The 23,080-nt window shown below is 70.0% G+C and carries 15 protein-coding genes; 8 read left to right on the forward strand and 7 right to left on the reverse strand.

The annotated features are described in order from the left end of the window. Positions 1-8: 8 nt before the first annotated feature. Positions 9-1,310: an aminotransferase class I/II-fold pyridoxal phosphate-dependent enzyme gene (locus OO69_RS06320; RefSeq protein WP_033279399.1), complete on the forward strand. Its 1,302-nt coding sequence runs from the start codon at positions 9-11 to the stop codon at positions 1,308-1,310. Between the two features lie 112 nt (positions 1,311-1,422). Further along, the gene (locus tag OO69_RS06325; protein WP_033279400.1) at positions 1,423-1,809 is read left to right on the forward strand and encodes a luciferase family protein; all 387 of its coding nucleotides are present in this window, start codon (positions 1,423-1,425) and stop codon (positions 1,807-1,809) included. Positions 1,810-1,854: 45 nt separating this feature from the next. Here the strand turns inward: OO69_RS06325 and ppk2 are convergent, their stop codons facing one another. From ppk2 to OO69_RS06340, 3 genes are read right to left on the reverse strand one after another with little or no spacing between them, the layout of a single operon-like run. Then, positions 1,855-2,745 (reverse strand): polyphosphate kinase 2, encoded by an 891-nt coding sequence (ppk2, locus tag OO69_RS06330; protein ID WP_033279401.1) that lies wholly within the window; start codon positions 2,743-2,745, stop codon positions 1,855-1,857. Positions 2,746-2,805: 60 nt separating this feature from the next. Continuing rightward, a complete protein-coding gene (locus OO69_RS06335) occupies positions 2,806-3,039 on the reverse strand; it encodes a hypothetical protein (RefSeq protein WP_033279402.1) in 234 nt (77 codons plus the stop codon). A gap of 17 nt (positions 3,040-3,056) precedes the next feature. Beyond that, positions 3,057-4,211 carry an inorganic phosphate transporter gene (locus OO69_RS06340; RefSeq protein WP_033279403.1) on the reverse strand — a complete coding sequence of 385 codons (1,155 nt, stop codon included), beginning with the start codon at positions 4,209-4,211 and terminating at the stop codon, positions 3,057-3,059. A gap of 292 nt (positions 4,212-4,503) precedes the next feature. Here OO69_RS06340 and OO69_RS06345 point away from each other — a divergent pair, with 292 nt between their 5' ends. Further along, on the forward strand, positions 4,504-6,363 hold the full coding sequence (locus OO69_RS06345; RefSeq protein WP_033279404.1) for a M1 family aminopeptidase: 1,860 nt from the start codon (positions 4,504-4,506) through the stop codon (positions 6,361-6,363). 70 nt (positions 6,364-6,433) lie between these two features. Here OO69_RS06345 and OO69_RS06350 read toward each other — a convergent pair whose 3' ends face one another. Both OO69_RS06350 and OO69_RS06355 read right to left on the reverse strand, forming a co-directional pair. Further along, positions 6,434-12,346 (reverse strand): Hsp70 family protein, encoded by a 5,913-nt coding sequence (locus OO69_RS06350; protein ID WP_033279405.1) that lies wholly within the window; start codon positions 12,344-12,346, stop codon positions 6,434-6,436. 211 nt (positions 12,347-12,557) lie between these two features. Then, positions 12,558-13,703, reverse strand: a complete 1,146-nt coding sequence (locus OO69_RS06355) for an FHA domain-containing protein (protein WP_033279406.1) — start codon at positions 13,701-13,703, stop codon at positions 12,558-12,560. Positions 13,704-13,949: 246 nt separating this feature from the next. Between OO69_RS06355 and OO69_RS06360 the strand changes: the two genes are divergently transcribed. From OO69_RS06360 to OO69_RS06380, 5 genes are all read left to right on the forward strand, one after another. Beyond that, positions 13,950-15,656, forward strand: a complete 1,707-nt coding sequence (locus OO69_RS06360; RefSeq protein ID WP_420707853.1) for a serine/threonine-protein kinase — start codon at positions 13,950-13,952, stop codon at positions 15,654-15,656. Between the two features lie 66 nt (positions 15,657-15,722). After that, positions 15,723-16,508 (forward strand): IclR family transcriptional regulator, encoded by a 786-nt coding sequence (locus OO69_RS06365; protein ID WP_051800801.1) that lies wholly within the window; start codon positions 15,723-15,725, stop codon positions 16,506-16,508. 133 nt (positions 16,509-16,641) lie between these two features. Beyond that, entirely contained in the window at positions 16,642-18,714 is a 2,073-nt protein-coding gene (locus OO69_RS06370) for an FAD-dependent oxidoreductase (protein WP_234444350.1), read from the forward strand. 49 nt (positions 18,715-18,763) lie between these two features. Further along, on the forward strand, positions 18,764-20,017 hold the full coding sequence (locus OO69_RS06375; RefSeq protein WP_033279408.1) for an aromatic ring-hydroxylating oxygenase subunit alpha: 1,254 nt from the start codon (positions 18,764-18,766) through the stop codon (positions 20,015-20,017). Continuing rightward, positions 20,014-21,048: a hybrid-cluster NAD(P)-dependent oxidoreductase gene (locus tag OO69_RS06380; protein WP_033279409.1), complete on the forward strand. Its 1,035-nt coding sequence runs from the start codon at positions 20,014-20,016 to the stop codon at positions 21,046-21,048. The genes OO69_RS06375 and OO69_RS06380 overlap by 4 nt, the downstream gene beginning before the upstream one ends. Positions 21,049-21,084: 36 nt before the next feature. On the opposite strand, the gene OO69_RS06385 is transcribed toward OO69_RS06380, so the two are convergent. Beyond that, entirely contained in the window at positions 21,085-21,597 is a 513-nt protein-coding gene (locus OO69_RS06385) for an O-acetyl-ADP-ribose deacetylase (protein ID WP_033279410.1), read from the reverse strand. Beyond that, positions 21,594-23,003 carry a phytoene desaturase family protein gene (locus tag OO69_RS06390; protein ID WP_033279411.1) on the reverse strand — a complete coding sequence of 470 codons (1,410 nt, stop codon included), beginning with the start codon at positions 23,001-23,003 and terminating at the stop codon, positions 21,594-21,596. Before OO69_RS06390 ends, OO69_RS06385 begins: the two co-directional genes overlap by 4 nt. Positions 23,004-23,080 lie beyond the last annotated feature (77 nt).

Consider the following 23,080-nt stretch of genomic DNA (forward strand, 5'->3'; position numbering starts at 1 on the left):
CGGCTTCCGTGACGCCTCCTCCCCCGTCTGCGCACCCCGCAGACTCCCTCCCGGCCCTGCTCGACGCGGCCCGGAGCGACTACGAAGCCCTTCTCTCGAAGGGGCTCAAGCTCGACCTGACCCGCGGCAAGCCCTCCGCCCGCCAGCTCGACCTGTCCGCCGCGCTGCTCTCGCTGCCCGGCGACCGCTACACCTCCGCCGACGGCACGGACTGCCGCAACTACGGTGGCGCGGACGGGCTGTCGGAGCTCCGGGAGATCTTCTCCGGGTTCCTCCAGGTCCCGGCCGAGCAGCTCCTCGCCGTAGGCAACTCCAGCCTGGAGCTGATGCACGACTGCCTCGTGCACGCGCTGCTCGGCACGCTGCCCGGGGCCGCGCGCCGCTGGGCGGACGAGGAGCGGGTCGCGTTCCTGTGCCCGGTCCCCGGCTACGACCGGCACTTCGCGCTGTGCGAACGGTTCGGCATCGAGATGATCCCCGTACCGATGACCGCCGAGGGCCCCGACATGGACGTGGTCGAGCGGCTGGTCGCCGAGGATCCCGCCGTCAAGGGCATCTGGTGCGTGCCCAAGTACAGCAATCCGGACGGGACTTGCTACAGCGACGACGTCGTACGGCGGCTCGCCGCCATGCCCGCCGCCGCGCCCGACTTCCGGGTCTTCTGGGACAACGCGTACGCCGTGCACCACCTCACCGACGAGGAGGTGGAGATCGCGGACATGCTCGCCGCCTGTGCAGCGAGCGGGCATCCCGACCGGGTCTTCGTCTTCGGGTCCACCTCGAAGATCACGCTGGGCGGTGCGGGCGTGGCGTTCTTCGGCTCCTCCCCGGCCAACGTGGCCTGGCTGCGCGGCTACAGCGCCAAGCGGTCCATCGGCCCGGACAAGGTCAACCAGCTGCGGCACGCGATGTTCCTGCGCGACGCCGACGGGGTGCGCGAGCACATGCGCAGGCACCGTGAGCTGCTGCGGCCGAAGTTCGACACCGTGCTGCGCATTCTCGCCGAGCGGCTGGGCGACACCGGGCTCGCGTCCTGGTCGACGCCCCGGGGCGGCTACTTCATCACCCTCGACGTGCCCGACGGGTGCGCCCGCGAGGTGGTGCGCCGCGCGGCGGACGCCGGTCTCGCGCTGACTCCGGCGGGCGCCACGCATCCGTACCGCGACGACCCCAGGGACCGGACGATCCGTATCGCCCCCTCCTTCCCGGACCTCTCCGAGATCGAGGAGATCATCGAGGGGGTGGCCACCTGCGTGCGGCTGGTGGGGTACGAGAAGAGCTACGAAAAGCCTGTGTCCGAGGGGAGTTGACCCGGTTCGCGCACCGCACACCTGACGCTCTCCAGGTGTGCGGTACCTCACGCCCCGGTTACAAATCGCTCAACCTCTGGTTGCGAAGCGGTGCGCAGTCCACGATGGGCACATGACCCTGGCCGAGCGAGCCATGCAGCGACTGGAAGGCTGGCGCGACCTCAGCGCGGTCCCGGCCAGCTGTGGCACGGGGCGGGCGCTGCGGTCCGCCCACAGCGAGATCGTGCATTTCCACTCCGACCACGATGTGGACCTGCATCTCACCGTCGGGGCCATCCTCCGGTTCCATCACGATCTCAGTGAGTCGACCGCGATCCGGATCATCCCGGGCTCCCGCTGGGTGACGGTCCACCTGGACTGCGAGACGGACGTGGACCTGCTGCTGAGCCTGGTCAGCGTCGCCCTCAAGGCACACGGGGGCGGGCCCCCTTCCGGGAGCCCGCCCATGACCGGCTGCAACTTCCACCGGGTGACGCTCGTGCCACGAGACGGCGATTAGGACCGGCCCCGAAGGACCCGGTCCCCGGAACACCGGACCCGGCCCCTAGAACACCGCCGCCGTGTCGTCCTCGCCCTCCTCCAGCAGGTTCGCCGCCGCGCCGACGATGCGGGGGTCGGGGCTGCCGACCACCTCGTCGTCCTTGTCGGCGTAGTCGAAGCGGGCCAGCACGCTGCGCATGGCCTCGACCCGGGCCCGCTTCTTGTCGTTGCTCTTCACCACGGTCCAGGGCGCGTGCTCCGTGTCGGTCTCCCGGAACATGGCGACCTTCGCGGCGGTGTAGTCGTCCCAGCGGTCCAGGGACTCCAGGTCCATCGCGCTGAGCTTCCACTGCCGTACGGGATCCACCTGGCGGATCGTGAAACGGGTGCGCTGTTCACCCTGTGAGACGGAGAACCAGAACTTGATCAGGTCGATGCCGTCGTCCGCCAGCATCCGCTCGAACAGCGGGGCCTGGCGCATGAAACGGCGGTACTCGTCGTCCGAGCAGAACCCCATCACGCGCTCCACGCCCGCCCGGTTGTACCAGGACCGGTCGAACAGCACGATCTCGCCGGCGGTCGGCAGGTGCTGGACGTAGCGCTGGAAGTACCACTGACCGCTCTCGCGCTCACTCGGCTTCTCCAGGGCGACCACGCGGGCGCCGCGCGGGTTCAGGTGCTCGGTGAACCGTTTGATCGTGCCGCCCTTGCCGGCCGCGTCGCGCCCCTCGCAGACGATGACGAGCCGGCGTCCGGTCTCCTTGACCCAGCGTTGCAGCTTCAGCAGTTCTATCTGCTGGAGCCGCTTGTGCCAGTCGTACTCCTTGCGCTCCATGCGCTGTTCGTACGGGTAGTTCTCCCGCCAGGTGTCCACCGTGCTGCCGTCGGGCCGTACCAGCACCGGGTCGTCGGCGTCGGTGTAGTCGACCCGCAGCCCGGTCAGCAGTTCGGTCATACCGGCCTCCTCTCAAGGGGGTTCAGTGGCTCAGAGGTGATCGGTGGTGATCCGCCGTACTCAGTGGAACTGCGGCACGATCAGATAAATGCCATAGGCCACGACAGCCGCACAGGCGAGAAAGCACAACCCCGCCTGCGTGAGACCGAGGGCGTGCGTGCCGCCGTCCACTTCGCGGGCCGCCTCGACCCGGGCGAGGCCCAGGATGCCCAGCGCGAAGATGACGACCACACCGACGGTCACGCCGACACTCACCGCGAAGACCTCGCCGAGGGCGCTCCAGTCCAGACTCATAGCTCAACTCCCTTGGTTCAGGCGGCCGTACGGACGTCCGAGGACGCCTCGCTGCGGATGGTGACCTCGTGGGTCTCGTTCACGTTGTCCGCGTGCACGGGGTTGCGGCGCGAGGCGATCACGATGAACGCGGCCACGGCGGCGGCGATCAGGGCGATCAGCGCCGTACCGAGGTTGCCGCCGTGCTTGACGACGGTCGCGGACAGACCGCCGACCGCGGCGGCGGCCGGGAGGGTGACCAGCCAGGCGATGACCATGCGGCCCGCCGTACCCCAGCGCACCTCGGCCAGGCGTCGGCCGAGACCCGCGCCCAGGATGCCGCCGGAGCAGACCTGGGTGGTGGACAGCGCGAAGCCCAGGTGGGCGGAGGTCAGGATGACGGTCGTGGAGGCGGCCTCGGCCGCGAAGCCCTGCGGGGACTGGATGTCGGTGAGGCCCTTGCCCATCGTGCGGATGATGCGCCAGCCACCGATGTAGGTGCCCAGGCCGATGGCGAGTCCCGCCGCGGTGATGACCCACACCGGCGGACCGGCGTCGTGGCCGAGCGCGCCCACGGAGATCAGGGTCAGGGTGATGACGCCCATCGTCTTCTGGGCGTCGTTCGTGCCGTGCGCGAGGGAGACCAGGGAGGCCGAGGCGATCTGGCCGAGCCGGAACCCCTTGGTGACCGAGTCCTTGCGGGCCCGGGCGGTGATCTTGTAGGCGAGGTAGGTGGCGAGGAGAGCGGCGATTCCGGCCACGAGCGGGGAGGCCACCGCGGGGATCAGGATCTTCTCCACGACCTTGTCGAAGTGGACGCCGTTGGAGCCCGCGCCGACCCAGACGGCACCGATCAGGCCACCGAACAGGGCGTGCGAGGAACTGGACGGCAGTCCCAGCAACCAGGTCAGGAGATTCCAGAGGATCGCCCCGACGAGCCCCGCGAAGATCATCCCTGGCGTGACCAGGGTGTCGTCGACGATGCCGCCGGAGATCGTCTTGGCGACCTCCGTGGACAGGAAGGCGCCGACGAGGTTGAGGGCCCCACTGATCAGGACCGCCGTTTTGGGCTTCAGTGCCCCGGTGGCGATGGACGTCGCCATCGCGTTGGCGGTGTCGTGGAATCCGTTGGTGAAGTCGAAGGCCAAGGCCGTGACGATGACGACCGCCACGAGGAACGTGATGTGGTCCATCGCTCGATGGAAGCAATCGAAGGCGTACATTCGGCCAACCGGAGGCCAAATCCAGGCATGGCCCGGTCAACGTAGGCGTACATACGGCGCCCTCCGGTCCTCGTTCGCACCTTCCTCCACTTCACACGCACACTTCCTTCTTTTTATGGCATGGCCCGGTCAAATCTGCGAAGCTTCCCCCGCGATCACGCAACAGCTACGCGCGTTCCCGCGGCCGCCCACCGGCACACCCAGTCCGGCCGGGCGTCCACCGAGCAGGCCGGTATCCCGGCCGCCGTATAAGGAGTTCCGTGTGAGATCGACCCCCCACAAGGCTCTCGCCGCCGGCGTCTTCGCCGTCGCCGCGGTAGCCGCCCTCTCGCTCCCCGTCACCCCGGCCGCCGCAGCGCCGGCAGCCGCCCCGCTCGCCGCCGCCTGCACCCCGGCGCAGGTGGTCGCGGGCGGCGACTTCGAGAGCGGCACCTCGTCCTGGACCCCGTCCTCGACGACCGTCATCACCAGCCGCACCGGCCAGTCCGCCCACGGCGGTTCCAGCTACGCCTGGCTGGACGGCACCGGCGGCACGCACACCGACTCGCTCTCCCAGAGCGTCACGATCCCGTCCGGGTGCAGCAGCGCCACGCTCACCTTCTGGCTGCACATCGACACCGCCGAGACGACCTCGTCCACCGCGTACGACAAGCTCACGGCGAAGATCGGCAGCACGACGCTGGCGACGTACTCGAACCTGAACAAGGCCACCGGATACGTCCAGAAGTCGTTCGACGTGTCGTCGTTCGCGGGCCAGACCGTGAGCCTCGCCTTCAGCGGCACCGAGGACTCCAGTCTCCAGACGAGCTTCGTCCTCGACGACATCGCCCTCAACACCTCGGGCGACACGGCCCCGCCGGCCGACTCGACGCGCACACCGGCCGCCCCGGCGTACACCGTCAGCCTGAGCAGCAACACCGCCGGCACGGTCTGGACCGGCCACGAGAGCACGACCTTCACCAACGCCTCGGCCACCCCGCTCACCGAGGTGTACCTGCGGCTGTGGGACAACTACCACGGCACCTGCTCCGCGCCGCCGATCACAGTCACCAACGTCACCGGCGGCACCGCGGGCGCCCTCTCGGTAGCCTGCACGGCCCTCCAGATCGCGCTCCCGACCCCGCTCGCGCAGGGCCAATCGACCACGATCGGCTTCGACTTGGGGATCACCGTCCCGAGCGGCGCGGACCGGTTCGGCTACGACGGCGCGTTCAGCATGATCGGCAACGCGCTGCCGGTCCTCGCGATCAAGGACGGCTCGGGCTGGCACCTGGACCCGTACACGAACAACGGCGAGTCCTTCTACTCCCTGGCCGCCGACTTCAAGGTCACCCTGGACCACCCGACCACCCTGCTGGTCCCGGCCACGGGCACCTCGGTGGACACCCCCGGCACCAGCGGCCGCACGGTGACCACTGCCACCGCGTCCAAGGTCCGCGACTTCGCGTGGGCGGCGGGCCCGTTCACCAAGATCTCGGGCACGTCGACGGCGGGCACCCCGATCAACATCTACTCGGTCTCGGGCATCAGCTCGTCCAACGCCCAGTCGATGCTGACCACCGCCAAGTCCGCGGTCGACGCCCACGCAGGTCGCTTCGGCGCCTACCCGTACGGCGAGTTGGACGCCGTCATCGACAACAACTTCTGGTTCGGCGGCATGGAGTACCCCGGCTTCGTCCTCGACCTCGTCAGCACCACGGCCCTCACCCATGAGATCGGCCACCAGTGGTTCTACGGCATCGTCGGCGACGACGAGTACAACAGCCCCTGGCTGGACGAGGCGTTCACGGACTACGCCACCGACCTCGCCCAGGGCCTGACCGGCACCAACTGCTGGAACAGCGTCTCCTGGGCCTCCTCGGCGGAGAACATCACCAACTCGATGGCCTACTGGGACGCCCACTCGTCCCGCTACTCCACCGTCGTCTACGGCTACGGCAAGTGCGCCCTGCACGACCTGCGCCGCACTCTCGGCGACACGGTGATGGCCAAACTCCTGAAGGACTACGCCACTTCGCACTGGTACGGCGTCTCGACCACGGCCGAGTTCAAGGCGGCCGCCCAGGCCGCGACGACGACGGACCTGACGTCGTTCTGGACGACGCACCGGATCGTCGGCTGATGGAAGGGGGTTCGCCGTGGTGGGCGCTCTCCGGCGTCTCCCGCGGCGAACCTCCGACGCCGACCGGCGGCTAGCGGTATCGGTGATGGCCCGCCCGATCCAGCAATGGCGTCAAAGCATCGGCGCTCACGGCGAAACCCCCGCGCGTGGCCGGTGCCCCGTCGCTGACGCAGAGCAGTCCTATGACCTCGCCGAGGTCGTTGAGGAGCGGTGCCCCGGCGTGCTCCGGAGATGGCCGCAAAGTGGTCCTGACAAGGCGGAGTTGTCGTTCCGGAACATTTTCGAGGCTGTCGACGGCTGCCGACAGAAGTGAGCCGGACGTATCGGAGACGTCCGCCGAGGCGGAGACGTTGACCACCGGCGCCCACACCGGGTCACCGATACGGATGAGCGCGGGGTGACCGAGGCGCAGGGAAACGGGCGGGACGGGAGCGGAGAGCCGTAGGACTGCCACGAAGGCGGACTCCGGGCCGTGGGGAACGATCTCGGCGACGGTGGCCTCGAACCCCTCGCCCCGCACGGTGATCCGGCCTGCGGACACGGGGTGTCGCAAAGTGGTGGCGACCAGTCCGTCGGCCAGGAGGAAGCCGCTCCGCCGGGTTCGGACGGCGTCGGTCCCGGTGATGAGAACGCTGACCAGAGCCGACCGGATCGCGGGCGGACACTCGTCGGGACGCACCGGAGGCAGGGGCCAGACCGGCAGGCGGCCGGCGAAGCCGCGGAGCGTAGTGCGGTAGCTCTCAGAGCGGGTGCGGACGTCATCGGTCTCGGCGATGCAGTGGAGCAGGCGCTCCATGTCGTGCGTCTGGTCAAGGCGCAGCGACAGCCCGTTGAGCGCTGACAGCGCTCCTGCGAAGTCGCCCTCGTCATGACGGTCCCGGAAGCGGGTGAGAACGTCCTGGCGACTGACGGCCGAGCGAATGAGCACGGTGTTCCAGGCGGCCAACCTGGCTCGCAGGTCGGCGAGTTCGCCGTGGGCACGTTCCAGACGCGTGCCGAAGTCCTGGGCAACTCGCACCAACTCGGCGGTCGGTCCCCCGTTCGAGAGTTCGTCGAAGAGGGCGCGCACGGTCTCGCTCAGTCGGCGCGACGCACCGCGGGCAGCGACGAATTCGAGTTCCACCGTCCCGGCCTCGGTGTGCATCGTCGCGAGCGCCTCCTGGGTGGCCGGGTCCAGCAACTCCGGCGGGGTTCGGAACGTCTCCAGCCGGTGCCGGAACTCGTCCCACTCCGCACTGCTGTCACCGTCATCGACGGCGGCAAGCAGGCGACGGAGCCGCTCACGCACCTCGTCGCGCTCCCGGCGCAGCCGCTCACGTGTGTCGAACTGCCGGAGGTGTTCCGCCATCCGGTCAACCTGGTCGGAGGTGAGCAGGGTGGCGTCAAGCACCTGGATCGACTTCCTGCGGCCGGTGTCGAGGTCGTGGGCCGTGACCTCCAGCACAGAACTGGCGTTCAAGTCGAACGACACCTCGATGCGGGGCTTGCCCCTTTCGGCGGGCCTGATTTCGTCGAGTTTGAACTCACCGATCTTGGTGTCGGGGCTGAGCACTCCGCTGAAGACCTCGATCAGGACGTCGGTCTGGTTGTCCTTTCCCGTGGTGAAGATCTGCGAACGGCTGGTGGGAATGTTGGAGTTGGGCCCGATCAGAACCTCGAGCCCGTCGTCCTCCGCCTGCCCGTGAGCCCTGATACCCAGAGCGAACGGCGTGACGTCGACGATCAGGGTCTCGGGCAGCCTCTTGTCGAGTTGGGCGGCGTGCAGCGCGGCTCCGAGCGACACAGCGGTACGCGGATCGCCTGGCGCGGTCCTTGTCCGGCCGAAGGCCCGCTCGAAGACATCCGTCACGAGCGGGGCCAGCATGGGGCCGCCGATGAGGACGAGGTGATCCGGCTTGCCGGAGAGGCTGCCACACTTCTCCACGCAGAACCGGCGCAAGGCGTCCAGCGGTTCGGCCACGATGTCGGCCAACTGCTCCCGGGTCAGTGACACCCGCACGTCCTGCCCGTCGACGAAGGACCGGAGGTGGCATTCGGCCTCCAGCCGTGTGGAGAGGGCGATCTTGATCTCCTCGGCGGCCGTCTCCAGACGCCGACGGGCCGCGGCGGTCGGCGGCACCCGGAGGCCGCGGTCCTCGATCTGCCGGGCGAGGGCTTGGCAGATCAGCGGGTCGAAGTCCCGGCTCCCACAGGCGTTGTCCCCGATGACCTGCTCCACGTGGTAGATGCCGCCGCCGATGTCCATGTCGCTGACATCGAGGGTGCCCGCCCCGAGGTCGACGACGATCACCGAGTCCTCCAGCGCGCCCTGTCGCTGGAAGTTCACCGCGACGCAGGCGGCGGTGGGCTCGTGGATCATCCGTACCAGTTCCACTCCCGCGATGGTGCAGGCGTCACGCGTTGCGCTGCGAGCCTTGCTGGGAAAGTTGGCCGGCACGGTGACGATCGTCCTGGGACGTGGCACGCGGTAACTGTGCTGCTGCTCGGCCCAGTTGAGCCAGTCGGGGACTACCTGGTCCAACTCGGCGCGGGCCAGTTCGGCGACGCGCTCCCGTACGTGGGCTTCGAGGAAGTTCTCCACGGTCTGGCGCGCATGGCGGACCAGGTGTGCGGCGACCTCCTCCGGCCGGTAACTGTAACGGCCCGAGAAGGCGCGGTAGTTGATGGCGGTTCCCATATTGCGCTTGGTATCGCGGATCAAGGCCATGGCCTTGCCTGTCTGGATCTCCTCCATGGTCAGGCCGACCAGTTCGGCGCCCTCCGCGTCCACGCAGAGGGTCGAGGGGAAGTGGTCCCGGCCCTTCCAGGAACAGGCGACGGGCTGTTGGGCGACGGTGTCGTAGATGGCGGCCGCACACTGCGAGGTGCCGAGGTCCAACCCCCAGATCTGCGCAAACCGCTCGTCGGTCTCGCGGCGGGCCTGCGCGATCCAGACCGACACCCGCTCCTCGAACCCCTTGCGCGCGACGGCGTCCAGTGAGTCGAGCGCTTCGCGGATCCGGGCGACCAGCTCCGGTGCCAGACCCGACCTGCCCACGAGGTCACGCAGTTCGGCGGCAGCGCGGGTACGGCTCCCTTTGCGTTCGACCGTCGCCAGGCAGAGCCGCACCAGTTCCTCGATCTTGCCGGTGGCCCGCAACCACTCGGCGAGCCGGGGGTCCTCCAGTGCCTCGGCGCCCAGCTTCCCGCGCAGACACCGCACGGCGCCGACCAGGTCCTTCGCCCCGACCAGGAGGGCGATAGCCTCCTCCCACTCCCCCGCCTCCTCACGCAGTTGGGCGGCACGAAGCAGATCGCCGCCAGCGGTGAGGGCGGCGGCCCGGGCGTTCTTCCCCCGGCCCGTCCGGTCGCCGTGCAGCACCCGGTCGGCCTCGCCGTACCGTGCGGCACGCCGATACAGCTCGTGGGCGTGGTAGATCTTGCCGGCGGCCTCCGCACAACGTGCAGCCTCGGACAGTTCTCCGGCCGCTTCCTCGAAGTCGCTCCAGTCGAGGAGAACCCCCGACCGATTGTCCTCGGCCGCGCCGCGCAGCCGCCGTTCGAAGTCCGTCCGGGCCTCCTTCAGTACGGCATCGCGGCGGTCCGTGATCTCTTCCCGACAGGCCGCCACCGCCGGTGTCCCGTCGCTCAACCTCCGGACGGCTTCGGTCAGTTGCTGTGCCTGTCGCGCCGCATCGGCGTACCTGCGCCCGGCAACCAGATCGCCGAGGGGAAGGAGACAGGCATCGACCAACCTGAGCAGGCGGTCGGGGTCGTCGTCCGGGCAGTTGGCGAGTGCCTCGAAGGGGCGGCCCAGCAGTTCATGGCATTCGCCTGCCTGCTTCAGCAGGCCTCTGTCCTGGAAGTGTGGCAGTGCCTCGCGGTAGCGGCCCGCCCTGAACAGCAGTTCGCCGAGGCGCTGTTGCAGATCGTGTGCCGCCAGGTCGTCGCCCAGCGCACGGGCCAGGCCGAGGCCCTCACGCAGTCCACGCTCGTCGTGCAACGTCAAACAGCAGTCGAGAGCCTGTCGTTGCTCCTCCCGGGTGCCGGCGAGTACGGCGGCGTCGGCTCCCCGGCCGAGGAGGAGGTGGACGCTGAACATCCTGGGCAGAAGATCCTGCGGCAGTTCGCCGAGGAACCCGGCCCACAGCTGCGGACGGTGCTCCAACGGCACCCGGATCGCGTGCTGTTGGAGTGCCCAGCCCCAACCTCCACCTTCCAGAAGGCCCGATGCCTGCCACTGCACGAAGTACCGCACCAACGACTCCGCGTCGTAGCTCTGTGCGAGGTGCCGGATCAACACGTCCCGTGCGAGCCGTTGCAGGCCGGAGAGCCGCAGTCGGCCGGCCAGTTTGATCAGCACGGTCAGCGCGTCGTCGTCCCCGCGTGCGGCGAAGGAGGTCAGCCATGGCTCGTCCTGAGGCCGGAAGGCCCCCGCGTAGTGGGCGTCGGGGATGCGCCGGTCGTAGGTGTCGAAGAGCCGGTCCGCTTCTGCGGGCGCATGACGCAGCGCGAGGCGGAGTGCCTGGCGGTAGTACCGTGCGGCTCGGTCGAATTCCACGGCGCTCAACGTCGAGAAGTCCAGGGTGGCGGCCAGTCGGTCGGCGGCCCGGCGCCTTCGCCGCCCGCCGCCGCCTCGCAGCCAGTCGGCGAGCACGGCGCCACCCCGGGTCATCGCGCCGGTCCTCCGCACGCGAGCGGGTGTCGGCGCCATCAGTGCCACCGGCTCCGGTTCTTGGCGTCGTGGGACCGGAGCCTGGGCTTTTCCCGGGAAACCGGGGAACGGGGGTAGTTCGTCGTCTCCGGGGAGTTCGGCGGTGGGCGGGATGAAGCCGTCGAGCCACGCCAGTCTCGTTGTCGACGCCCCTGCCCCGGCCTCCCCGACCCCCTCGAGAAGCGCCTCGCGTGCCTCTTCCACGGTGAGATCACGCAGGTCCACGGTCCGTACCAGGCCCAGCTCGGACGGCGGCTCATGGCCGTCCGTGCGCACCGGAATCACCTTGCTCACGAGTCCCTGCGCATCCGCCTGCTTGGCGACCTGCCATTCTCCCTGTCCGTAGGCGGAACGCGCGTACTCGTCCGACATGACGGCCAGAATCCGGTCGGCTCCGGCCACTCCGTCCCACAGCGGGAACGCGCGGTACTCGCTCTCCGTGCTCGGACTCGGCCGGAGCAGCACACGGCAGGCACGGCCTTCAGCCCTTCGCAGTTCCCATGCGATCCACTCGGCCCAGTCGCGGTCGCGAGGCGCATAGGAGACGCAATAGCCGCACCGGCGCACTTCGTTGGCAAGAACCCGCAGCGTGGACATCGCGGCCCGCGCCGCGTTCCGTGCCGCAGTCCGCTGCGAACCACCCGCGTCGGCAGTGCCCTTGTGTCCGTCGGCCCGGTCGCTGATGCCTCGGACGACAAGGGCGGGCCGCCCTCCTGCGAGATGTGCCGCGTGGGCGATGCCTGCACCTTCCATCTCGATGGCCACGGCGTCGTTGTAGTTCTTCCGCAGGACCTGCCGGAGCGGGTTGTCGTCGGAAGCGTCGAGAACCACGTCGCCTGCCGCGACCGGTTTGAAGTGGATGGTGTCCAGGCGCGAACCGAGCGCCAGGCGAGCGGCCTCAAGGAGTCCATGGTCCGCCTGCCAGCTTTCGGGCCGGGCCAACAGTCCGTCATCGGTCTGCCGTCCGCCCTGAAAAGCGTGCACCCAGGTGGCGACCACGACGTGCCCGAGCGCCACATCGGGCTTGAGACTGCCGGCGATGCCGACGAACAACATCCCGCGTGGTCGGAACATGCCCCAGGCTCGCTCCGCGATGACCGCGGCGCTGTCGCTGCCCCGGCCCACCGCGGCGATGACGATCCGCCAGGGCGTGCCCTTGAGGAATCCCTCTTCGAACAGGGTGCCGCTCTGGTGTCTGAAGGTCCGGACGCAGACGAGTTCGGCCTTCACCGCCTCGTATTCCACCTGAAGCGCGGTGAGGATGACGATGATGGCGTTGGTGTCTGGCATCGACCCGCATCCGAACGCGTAGGCACCGAGAACGAATTGCCACGGTAGAGCACCGATTCACGCGTTGTGACCCGTAAGCGCGAAAACCGTCACATCACACACAAGAGGAACGTGTCGTTCGTGTAGCCGGCCCGCGCGCTGCTCCCCTCCGACTCAGAGGACATCACCCTGTACGGCCTCCTGTCCCCGGAGACCGCCGCCCCGACGACGGTCAGACCCGTCGTGTAGGTGCCGCCGCCGTCGGCGGTACGGCGATCCCGCCGGCCTCCGTCCGCCAGGCGTCGGCGAGTTCGGCGGGAAAGCGCCGGCCGCTGCGGGTGAGGACGACGCCGGGGGCGAGTTCGACCTCGTCGCCGGGGCGGAAGGACCGGTCGGTCCCCGGTGCCAGGGTCTCCCACGGGCCGGGCACGCCCTTGCGGCCTGCCCCGCGCATCCGTGTCCCGTAGGTGCTGACGTCACGGACCAGGACCGTTCCGCCGCGCGCGGAGACCGCCACGTGCCGACGGCTGACCTGCGCGGCGACCTCCGGCGACAGCAGACTGTGCAGGGCGATGCCCGCCGGTCCCGGCAGCCGTCCGACGTGCGCCTCGGAACCCTCGTCGAGGGTGTAACGGGCCACGCAGGTACGGTCGATGACGACCTTGAGCTGGGCCGCGGCGGGCCTCGGCCCTTCGTCGGTCAGCGGGGTGCCGTGCAACTCGCAGGTGGGGACGCCGCGTCGCATCCGGGGCAGCAGGACGCGGTCGCCCCTGTGGATGTCGTAGAGCGTGCAACGGGGTTCCGGGCAGCGCCAGTTGCGCATGATGACCTGGGTCAGCGGGGTGCGGGCCGGACCAAGCAGGCCCTGCTTCTTGAGGGCCGCGAGTTCCATGCGGTAGGAGATCTCGGCCTCCGTGCGCACTCCCATGTCCATGGGGACGACAGCGACCGAGCCGTCGGGGCGGGGTTCGGGTCTGAGGAACTGCCAGGTGTTCCCCTGGATCCAGGGGTGTTCGACGCGATGGTCGACGTACTGGTCGCCGGTGACGACCCGGGTGCCGGTCATCCGGGCCAGGTCCAGGATGCGTTCGTCGGCGTCGTCGACCTCCTCGACCAGCCCGTCCGCGACCCAACGGCGCAGCCTGCGCACCTCGCCCGGATCGCCGAACTCCCGGTGCCCGCCCAGCAGACTGGTGTCGGCGACCAGGTACACGGAGACGTCGGGGTCGCCGGTGAGTTCCATCAACGCCCGCAGCACGAGCCCGAGTCGGCGCAGCGAGCGCGGCCCCCTGGGGCCGATGGAGGCCTGGCGTACGACGTTGGAGAGTTCCAGCAGATAGTCGGCGCCCTCCGCCGAAGGGGTCAGATGATGTTCCATGCGCACGCCTCACAGTCCGACGGGACCTGCCAACTCCCTTGATTCTCCTCGCTCTTCGCCCATTTCCCTTGATCCCCTCGAATACTTCCCGATGACCGGCTCGCGCCGGTACGATCACACGCCTGGCGAGGGGGGCCGAACATCGTGAACAACGCTGGAAACGCTGACCACTTGAGACCTCTGGGCCCCGACGACCCGCGGGACGTGGCCGGTTACCGGCTGCTCGCCCGGATCGGCGAGGGCGGCATGGGTTCCGTCTACCTCTCCCGTACGCGCGGCAACCAGCCGGTCGCCCTGAAGGTGATCCGCCGGGAGTACGCAGAGGACGAGGAGTTCCGCCGCCGCTTCGAGCAGGAGGCGGCCGCCGCCCGCCGCGTGCAGGGCTATCACATCGTCCCGGTCGTCGACCACGACACCACCGGGCCACAGCCCTGGCTCGCCACCGTCTACGTCCCCGGCCTCGCCCTGGACAGGGTCCTCGCCCTGCACGGGACGCTCCCGCTGCCCACGGTGCTCCAGTTGACCGGCTGCGCGGCGGAGGCACTGCACGCCGTGCACAAGGCCGGGGTGATCCACCGGGACATGAAGCCGAGCAACATCCTCATCGGTTCCGACGGTCCCTGGATCATCGACTTCGGCATCGCGCGGGCCGCCGACGCCACTCAACTCACCCGCAGCGGCGGGCTCATCGGCACCCCGCAGTTCATGTCGCCGGAGCACGCGAACGGGCAGGAACAGACCCCGGCCGCCGACATCTTCTCCCTCGGCCTGATCGCCGCCGTGGCCGCGACCGGCCGCCACCCGTACGGCGACTCCGGGGCCATCACGCTGGCCACGAAGATCGCCAACACCGAGTTTCGCCCGCCGGACCTCACGTCGTATCCCGAACCGGTGCGCACGGTCCTCGAACGCACCCTGGCAGCCGATCCGGCCGCCAGGCCCTCACCCTCCGAACTGGCCGCCCTGTGCGAGGAGTTGGCCGAGCGGCCGTTGCGGGACTTCACCGGCTGGTTGCCGGCGCCCGTCGCGGCGGACATCGCCCGGCAGGAGCAACTCGCGAGCGAACAGGGGGCGTTGGAGGGTGGCGGGGATCCCGCGGGTGCCTCCGCGGAGGCCGACGTGTCCGCGGGTTCGGGTGACTCCGCAGGAGCGGCGGGTGCGACGACCGTACCTCCCGGCGGCGGGTCTCGCGGTGCCGTGCCGCCCAACTCCCCGACGCCCGACGGGTATACGCCCACCCAGACGCCCGCCCACGCCCCGGGGCCCGACCAGCCGACGCAGCCCGCCTCCGGTCCGGCGCCTTCCTCGCCGCCCCCGGCCACGGCAGCGGCCCGCAGCCGGACCCCCCTGGTGGTCGGCGCCGCCGCCCTGGCCGTCGTAGTCGTAGCCACCGCCGCCTGGGTCTTCACCCGCGACGACGGCAAGGACACCTCGGCGCAAGGAAGTAGCGGCGGACAGACCACCTCGTCGTCACCCACCGGCGCCTCCGCATCAGCCGGCGCGAGCGGGACGCCGAGCGGCTACACCGCCGTCTTCACGGCCAAACCCCTCACCCTGCGCGCCCAGTTCACGACGGGCCGCAGCTCGTACACCAACGTCGACCTGGACTCGCCGCGGATCGACACCCACGCTTCCAGCTCGACGACCGGAGCCGAGTTGCAGTACGCGGAGTGGGGCACCGCCCACACGCTGAACCTCGTGACGACCACGGGAAAGAGCGCGGGTCCCACCCCTGAGCAGTGTGCCGAGGGCGCGGCGGCGAACGCGCTGCCCTCCCAACTCGCCGACGCCGACCAGGGCAAGGAGCTGACCAAGGGCACGCTGCTGTGCACCGTCACCGACGAGAAGAACCTGGCGATGCTCAAGATCAAGGACGTCGTCGTCCAGAAGGACGCGTCGGGCATCGAGGCCCGCGACTACGTCACCGAGCTGACCCTCTGGAAGACGGACTGAGAGTCGGGTCCAGCAGCGGCTCACCGGTCTCGCGGGCGGCCCCTTCCGCTCGATTACCCTTCCGCCATGACCAGCAACGGAAGCCGCCCGCGCGATCACTCGGTGCAGTCCGTCGACCGGGCGGTGTCGATCCTCCAGGTGCTGGCCACGCGGGGCCCCAGCGGCGTGACCGAGATCGCCGAGGAGCTGGGTGTCCACAAGTCGACCGTGTTCCGGCTGCTGGCGACGCTGGAGTCACGGGGTCTGGTCGAGCAGGACACCGAGCGCGGGCGGTACCGCATCGGGTACACGATGGTCGAACTCGCGGCCGGGGCGAGCACGGTGAGCGATCTGTCCCTGCTGAGCCGTCCCGTCTGCCAGGAACTGGCCGCGGCCGTCGGGGACACCGTGAACGTGGCGATCCACGACGGGCACGACGTGATCAGCATCGACCAGGCGATCGGCGCGGCGGCGATCACGAGCATCGACTGGGTCGGCAGGCGCACCCCGATGCACGCCACCGGCGCGGGCAAGCTCTTCATGGCGCACATGTCCCCCGACCGGGTCGCGGAGATCCTCGCGCGCGGGGTGGAGAAGTACACCCCGTACACCATCGTCGACCCGGCGCCCCTCGCGGCCGCGCTGGAGGCGATCCGCGAGCGGGGCTACGCCACCACCAGCGAGGAGCACGAGATCGGGCTGGCCGTCATCGCCGCCCCGATCCGTGCCCTGGACGGCAAGGTCATCGCGGCCGTGACCCTGTCGGGGCCGACCTTCCGCATCAACGAGGACACCGTGCCCGGTCTCGCGGAACAGGTGCTGGCGGCCGCCGCGAAGATCTCCTGGCGCCGGGGGCACGTGAAACGCGGATGAGCGCCGCGCGCACGGCGAGTTAACACGGCGGGCTCTTGACGGGTGGGGATTCCCAGCTCCACCATTTGTTTCGTATCGCGGAGCTGTTTCGCATAGCGAAACCATCCGCCCGGAGCTTTCCCGAGGAGCTGCCGTGCCCTCACTCGCCGCTGTGCCCTCACACGTCCTGGATCCCCTGCTCCAGCCCTTCCGGCTCAAGCACCTCACCCTGCGCAACCGGGTGGTCAGCACCTCCCACGAACCGGCGTTCGGCGAGGACGGCCTGCCCAAGGACCGCTACCGGGCCTACCACGTGGAGAAGGCGCGGGGCGGGGTCGGCCTCACGATGATCGGCGGCTCGGCGGTGGTCTCGCCCGACAGCCCGCCGGCCTTCGGCAACCTGCTCCTGTACCGCGACGACATCGTGCCGTGGCTGCGCCGACTCACCGACGACGTGCACGAGGCCGGGGCCGCGGTGATGTGCCAGGTCACCCATCTCGGGCGCCGCACAAGCAACTTCACCGGCGACTGGCTCCCGGTGGTGTCCGCCTCGGCGCTGCGCGAACCCGCGCACCGCGCCTTCCCCAAGGCCGCCGAGCCCTGGGACCTGGACCGGATCGTCGCCGACTACGCGGCCGCGGCGGTCCGTTGCCAGGAGGGCGGCCTCGACGGCATCGAACTCGAGGCGTACGGCCACCTGTTGGACAGTTTCCTGTCCCCCGCGACCAACCTCCGCGACGACGAGTGGGGCGGCGGCCTGGCCAACCGGATGGCGTTTCCGCGCCGGGTGATCCGTGCCGTCCGCGAGGCCGTCGGCCCGGACTTCGTCGTCGGCATCCGGATGTCGCTCGACGAGGCACGCCCCGGCGGCCTCACTCGCGAGGAGGCACTCGCCGCCGCCGAGCAGTACACCGCCGACGGCGTCGACTTCCTCAGCGTCATCCACGGCTCCATCGAGAGCGACGCCTCCCTGGCGAAGGCCATCCCGTCCATCGGCACCCCCCTCGGGCCGTACCTGGACTTCACCGGCGAGATCAAGCGGCGCCTCTCCGTCCCGGTGATGCACGCGGCCCGCATAGCCGACGTCGCCACCGCGCGGCACGCCCTGCGCGAAGGGCTGCTCGACCTGGTCGGCATGACCCGCGCGCAGATCGCCGATCCCCACCTGGTCGCCAAGGTGGCGGCAGGCCAGGAGGACCGCATCCGGCCCTGCGTCGGGGCGAGTTACTGCCTCGACGCGATCTACGACTCCGGCGACACCAAGTGCATCCACAACCCGGCGGTCGGCCGCGAACTCCAGGTACCGCACCTCATCACCGCCACAATCGGCCGCCGCAGAAGGGCAGTTGTCGTCGGCGGGGGCCCGGCCGGACTGGAAGCGGCGCGCGTGCTCGGCGAACGCGGCCACGACGTCGTCCTGTTCGAGGCGGCCGACCGGCCCGGCGGGCAGATCAGGCTCGCCGCGTCGAACCCGCGCCGGGCCGACCTGATCCAGATCGTCGACTGGCGCCTCGCCGAGTGCAAACACCTCGGCGTCGACCTGCGCCTGGGCACCTACGCCGAGGCCGACGACATCCTCGCCGAACACCCCGACCTGGTGATAGTCGCCACCGGCGGCCTCCCCAACCGCAGCTTCCTCACCGCCGGCGAGGACCTGGTCTCCGACACCTGGGACGTGATGACGGGCTCACTGCGCCGACCGCGCGGCGAGATCCTCGTCTACGACGACCACGGCGGCTACCCGGCGATGGACGCCGTGGAGGTGCTCACCGCGCTGCCCGGCGTCCGGATCGAGTACGTCACCCCGGAGCGCACCCTCGCCCCCGACGTCGGCAGCATGAACTCCCCTGCCTACCTAAGGGCGTTCACGAAACACGACGTCACCACCACGCTCGCCCGGCGGCTGCGCTCCGTGCGCCGGACCGGGGACGGGCGGCTCACCGCGACCCTCTACAGCGAGTACACCGAGACGGAGACTGAGCGGACCGTGGACCACGTGATCGTGGAGCACGGGACCCTGCCGAACGACGAGCTGTACGTCGGACTCCTCCCCGGCTCGACCAACCTCGGCGAGGTCGACCACCGCGCCCTGCTGGCGTACGAGGAGCAGTCGGTGGTCCGCAACGAGGCGGGCGACTACCAGCTGTTCCGCATCGGCGACGCGGTGGCCGCCCGCACCGTGCACGCCGCGGTCTACGACGCGCTGCGGCTGTGTCTGCCGGTCTGAGCGTCACCCCGTCTGCACGTCAACTCCCCCGTCGTACCGGAGAGATGAGATGAAGCAAGCGACCCCCGACGTCGGCGACCTCGTTGCCCGACGCCCCGCCGGTCAGAGCCTCGAAGCGCCGTTCTATGTGAGCGGGGAGTTCTTCGACCTCGACATCGAGGCCGTCTTCGCCCGGAGTTGGCTGTTCGTGGCCGCCGAGGCGGAGCTCCCCGAGCCCGGCGACTATGTGACGGTCACCATCGGGTCGTACTCGGTCATCGTCGTGCGCGACGACGACGAGGACGTACGGGCCTTCCACAACGTCTGTCGGCACCGCGGCGCGCGCATCCTGAACGAGGAGCGCGGCTCGGTGGGCAACATCGTCTGCGGGTACCACCGTTGGACGTACGGCGTGGACGGCAAACTGCTGCACGCCGAGTCCCAGGCGCCCGGCTTCGACCCCTCGTGCTTCGGGCTGCGTACCGTGCACGCGCGCACGGTCGCCGGGCTCGTCTTCATCTGCCTCGCCGACGAACCGCCCACCGACTTCGACGAGGTCGCCGCCCGCATCGAGCCGTACCTCGCACCCCACAACCTCGCCAAAGCGAAGGTCGCCACGCAGATCGACCTGGTCGAGAACGGCAACTGGAAGCTGACCATGGAGAACAACCGGGAGTGCTACCACTGCGTGGGCCACCCCGAGCTCCAGGCCTGCTACTTCCCCATCTACGGCTACCAGGAGAAGGACATCCCGCCCGCGCTGCGCCCCGCCTTCGAGCGCTTCCTGCTGGCCGACTCCGAGGCCCGGAAAACCTACGAGTCGCTGGGCCTGCCGTACGCCGAGATCGAGGAACTGGACACCCGGCCCACCGGTTTCCGCATCCAGCGCGAACCCCTCGACCTGGCCGGGGAGTCCTACACCCCGGACGGCACGGCCGCGTGCACACGCCTGCTGGCGGACTTCCCCACGGCCCGCCTGGGCCGACTGTCCATGCACCTCCAGCCCAACTCCTGGTTCCACTTCATGGCCGACCACGCGATCACGTTCTCCACGATCCCGCTCGGCCCGGACCGCACCCTCGTCCGCACCACCTGGCTCGTGCACGCGGACGCCGTGGAGGGGATCGACTACGACCTCGACACGATGACGAAGGTGTGGCAGGCCACGAACGACCAGGACGCGGTGCTGGTGGCCCGCGCCCACCGGGGCATCAGCAGCCCGGCCTATCAACCGGGCCCGTACGGCCCGACGGAGGAACAGGTCGAGGCGTTCGTCAACTGGTACGTGACCCGGCTAAAGGCACACCTGGAGCTCCAGCCATGAGCGAGACCGAAGAGCTGCTGGTCTGCCGTCAGGTGCACCCGCTCACGCACGACGTCACCACGTTCGTGTTCGAGTACGCCGAGCCCCGGCTGTTCCGGCACGACCCGGGCCAGTTCCTGACGCTGACCCTCGACATCGACGGCCGACCGGTCCAGCGCTGCTACACGATCTCCTCGTCGCCCACCCGCCCGTTCCTGCTCTCGATCACGGTGAAGCGCATCCCGGGCGGGCTGGTGTCGAACTGGCTGCACGACCATCTGCGCCCCGGCGACACCGTGCGGGCACACGGACCGCTCGGCGAGTTCAGCACGGCCCGGCATCCGGCGCCCAAGTACCTTTTCCTGTCCGGGGGCGTCGGGGTGACGCCGTCGATGTCGATGACCAGGACGCTGTACGACCTGGCCGACCCCGCCGACGTGGTGTTCGTGCACAGCGCGCGCACCCCGGCGGACATCGTCTTCCGCCACGAACTCGACCTCATCGCCGCGACCGCGCCCAACATCCGGGTGGTCCACATCTGCGAGGAGGACCGCCCGTACGCCCCCTGGGGCGGATACCGCGGCCGCCTGACGATCGAGACGCTCCGGCAGGTCGCGCCGGACTTCCAGGAGCGGGAGGTCTTCACCTGCGGTCCCGCCCCCTACATGGCCGCCGTACGGCAGATGCTGGCGGACGCGGGTCTCGACATGGACCGCTACCACGAGGAGAGCTTCACCTTCGAGACACCGGCCACGCAGGCCGAGGCCTCGCCGACCAGCGCTGCGGATACCGGTTTCAAGGTCGAGTTCACTCGCAGCGGGCGCACCCTCGACTGCGACCCCGACACCTCGCTCCTCGCCGCCGCGTCCCGGGCCGGCCTCAGCCTGCCGGCCTCGTGCGCCCAGGGCATGTGCGGCACCTGCAAGACGACCCTGCTCTCCGGCTCCGTCGACATGCAGCACAACGGAGGCATCCGGCCCCGCGAGATCACCCAGAACAAGATCCTGCTGTGCTGCTCGAAACCGCTGGAGGACGTCGTGATCGACGCGTGAGGACGACCCAACCGGCAGACGGCATACGGCCGTTGGTCAGCCGACCTGCCGATCGAACGCCTCGTACGCCGCCTCGTCGAACAGCACGAACGTGACCTCCTCGACCGACGTCTCCGCCGCCCGAACCGTCTCTACGGCGATCCGCGCCGCGTCGTCCATCGGCCAGCCGAAGATCCCGGCCGAGACGGCGGGGAACGCGACCGTACGGGCGCCGAGTTCGTCGGCGACGCGGAGGGACTCGCGGTAGCAGGAGGTCAGCAGTTCCGAGCGGTCCTCGTCGCGGGAGTACACCGGGCCCACGGTGTGGATCACCCACCGCGCGTCCAGTTCGCCCGCCGTCGTCGCGACCGCCTTGCCCGTGGCCAGGCCCTTGCCGTAGTGCGAGGCGCGGAGCTTCCGGCAGTCGGCCAGGATCGCGGGGCCGCCCCGGCGGTGGATCGCGCCGTCGACTCCTCCGCCGCCCAGGAGTGAGGAGTTGGCCGCGTTGACGATCGCGTCGGCGCTCTGGCGGGTGATGTCGCCCCGGACGAGGGTGATGGTGGTGGTCATGACTGCCTCAGTCTGCGCCAGACGGCCTTCGCCGCGTTGTGTCCCGACATGCCGTGCACTCCGGGGCCGGGCGGAGTGGCCGAGGAGCAGATGAAGACGGCCGGGTGCGGGGTGCCGTACGGGGAGAGCGAAAGCTTGGGGCGCAGCAGGATCTGCAGGCCGGAGACCGCGCCGGTGCCGATGTCGCCGCCCACGTAGTTGGCGTTGCGGGCGGCGAGTTCGGGTGGGCCCGCGGTCGCGCGGGCGAGGACGCGGTCGCGGAAACCCGGGGCGAAGCGCTCCAGTTGGCGCTCCAGGGCGTCCGTGAGGTCGCCCGTCCAGCCGCTCGGGACATGGCCGTAGGCCCAGAAGACCTGCTTGCCGGCCGGGGCGCGGGTGGGGTCGACGATGCTGGGCTGCACGGTGATCATGAACGGCTTGTCGGGGGCGCGGTTCTCGCGGGACGCGGCGCGCAGGGCGGTGCCGATCTCCGTGCTGTCGGCGCCGATCTGGACCGTGCCGGCGGTGCGGGCCTCCTTGGCGGTCCAGGGCACGGGCCCGTCGAGGGCGTAGTCGACCTTGAACACGCCTGCGCCGTAACGGTAGTTGGCGTAGTAGTCGCCGAACCCCGCGATCTTCGCCAGGGCGGTGGGCGAGGTGTCGAAGACGTAGGCGCGGGCCGGGGGGAGGTCGTCGAGGCGCTTGACCTCGTAGTCGATGTGGATCTCGCCGCCGAGGTCCCTCAGGTAGGTGGCCAGGGCGTCCGAGATGGACTGGGAGCCGCCGCGGGCCACGGGCCAGCCACGCGCGTGTGCCGCCAGGGCGAAGACCAGGCCGACCGCGCCGGTGGCGAAGCCGCTGAGCGGGGCCATGACGTGGCCGACCAGTCCCGCGAACAGGGTCTTGGCGCGCTCGTCCCGGAAGCGGCTGGTCAGCCAGGTCGACGGGGGCAGGCCGGTCAGGCCGAAGCGGGCGAGGGTGACCGGGTCGCGCGGCAGCGCTGTGCGCGGCAGGGACATGAAGTCGTGGACCAGCGTGTCCCACTTGGGGAGGAAGGGCTCGACCAGCCTGCGGTACGCGCCCGCGTCACGCGGTCCGAACGACGCGGCCGTCTCCGCGACCGACCGCGACAGCACGGCCGCGCTGCCGTCGGTGAAGGGATGCGCCATGGGCAGCTCGGGGTGCAGCCACTCCAGGCCGTAGCGCTCCAGCGGCAGGGCGCGGAACGCCGGGGAGTTGATACCGAGCGGGTGCGCCGCCGAGCAGGGGTCGTGCCGGAAGCCGGGGAGGGTCAGCTCCTCGGTGCGGGCGCCTCCGCCCACCGTGTCCCGGGCCTCGAACACGGCCACGGAGAAGCCGCGCCGGGCCAGCTCCACGGCGGCCGTCAGTCCGTTCGGCCCCGCACCCACCACGACCGCATCGAGCATCGACGGCACCTTGGGACCCCTTCGTCAGCCGATGGCAACTGGGAGTCAGGATATGCCGCAGGACTGACAACACCGGG

Origin of the sequence: Streptomyces sp. NRRL F-525 (assembly GCF_000716605.1) — a bacterium.
In the GTDB taxonomy this organism is placed as follows: domain Bacteria; phylum Actinomycetota; class Actinomycetes; order Streptomycetales; family Streptomycetaceae; genus Streptomyces.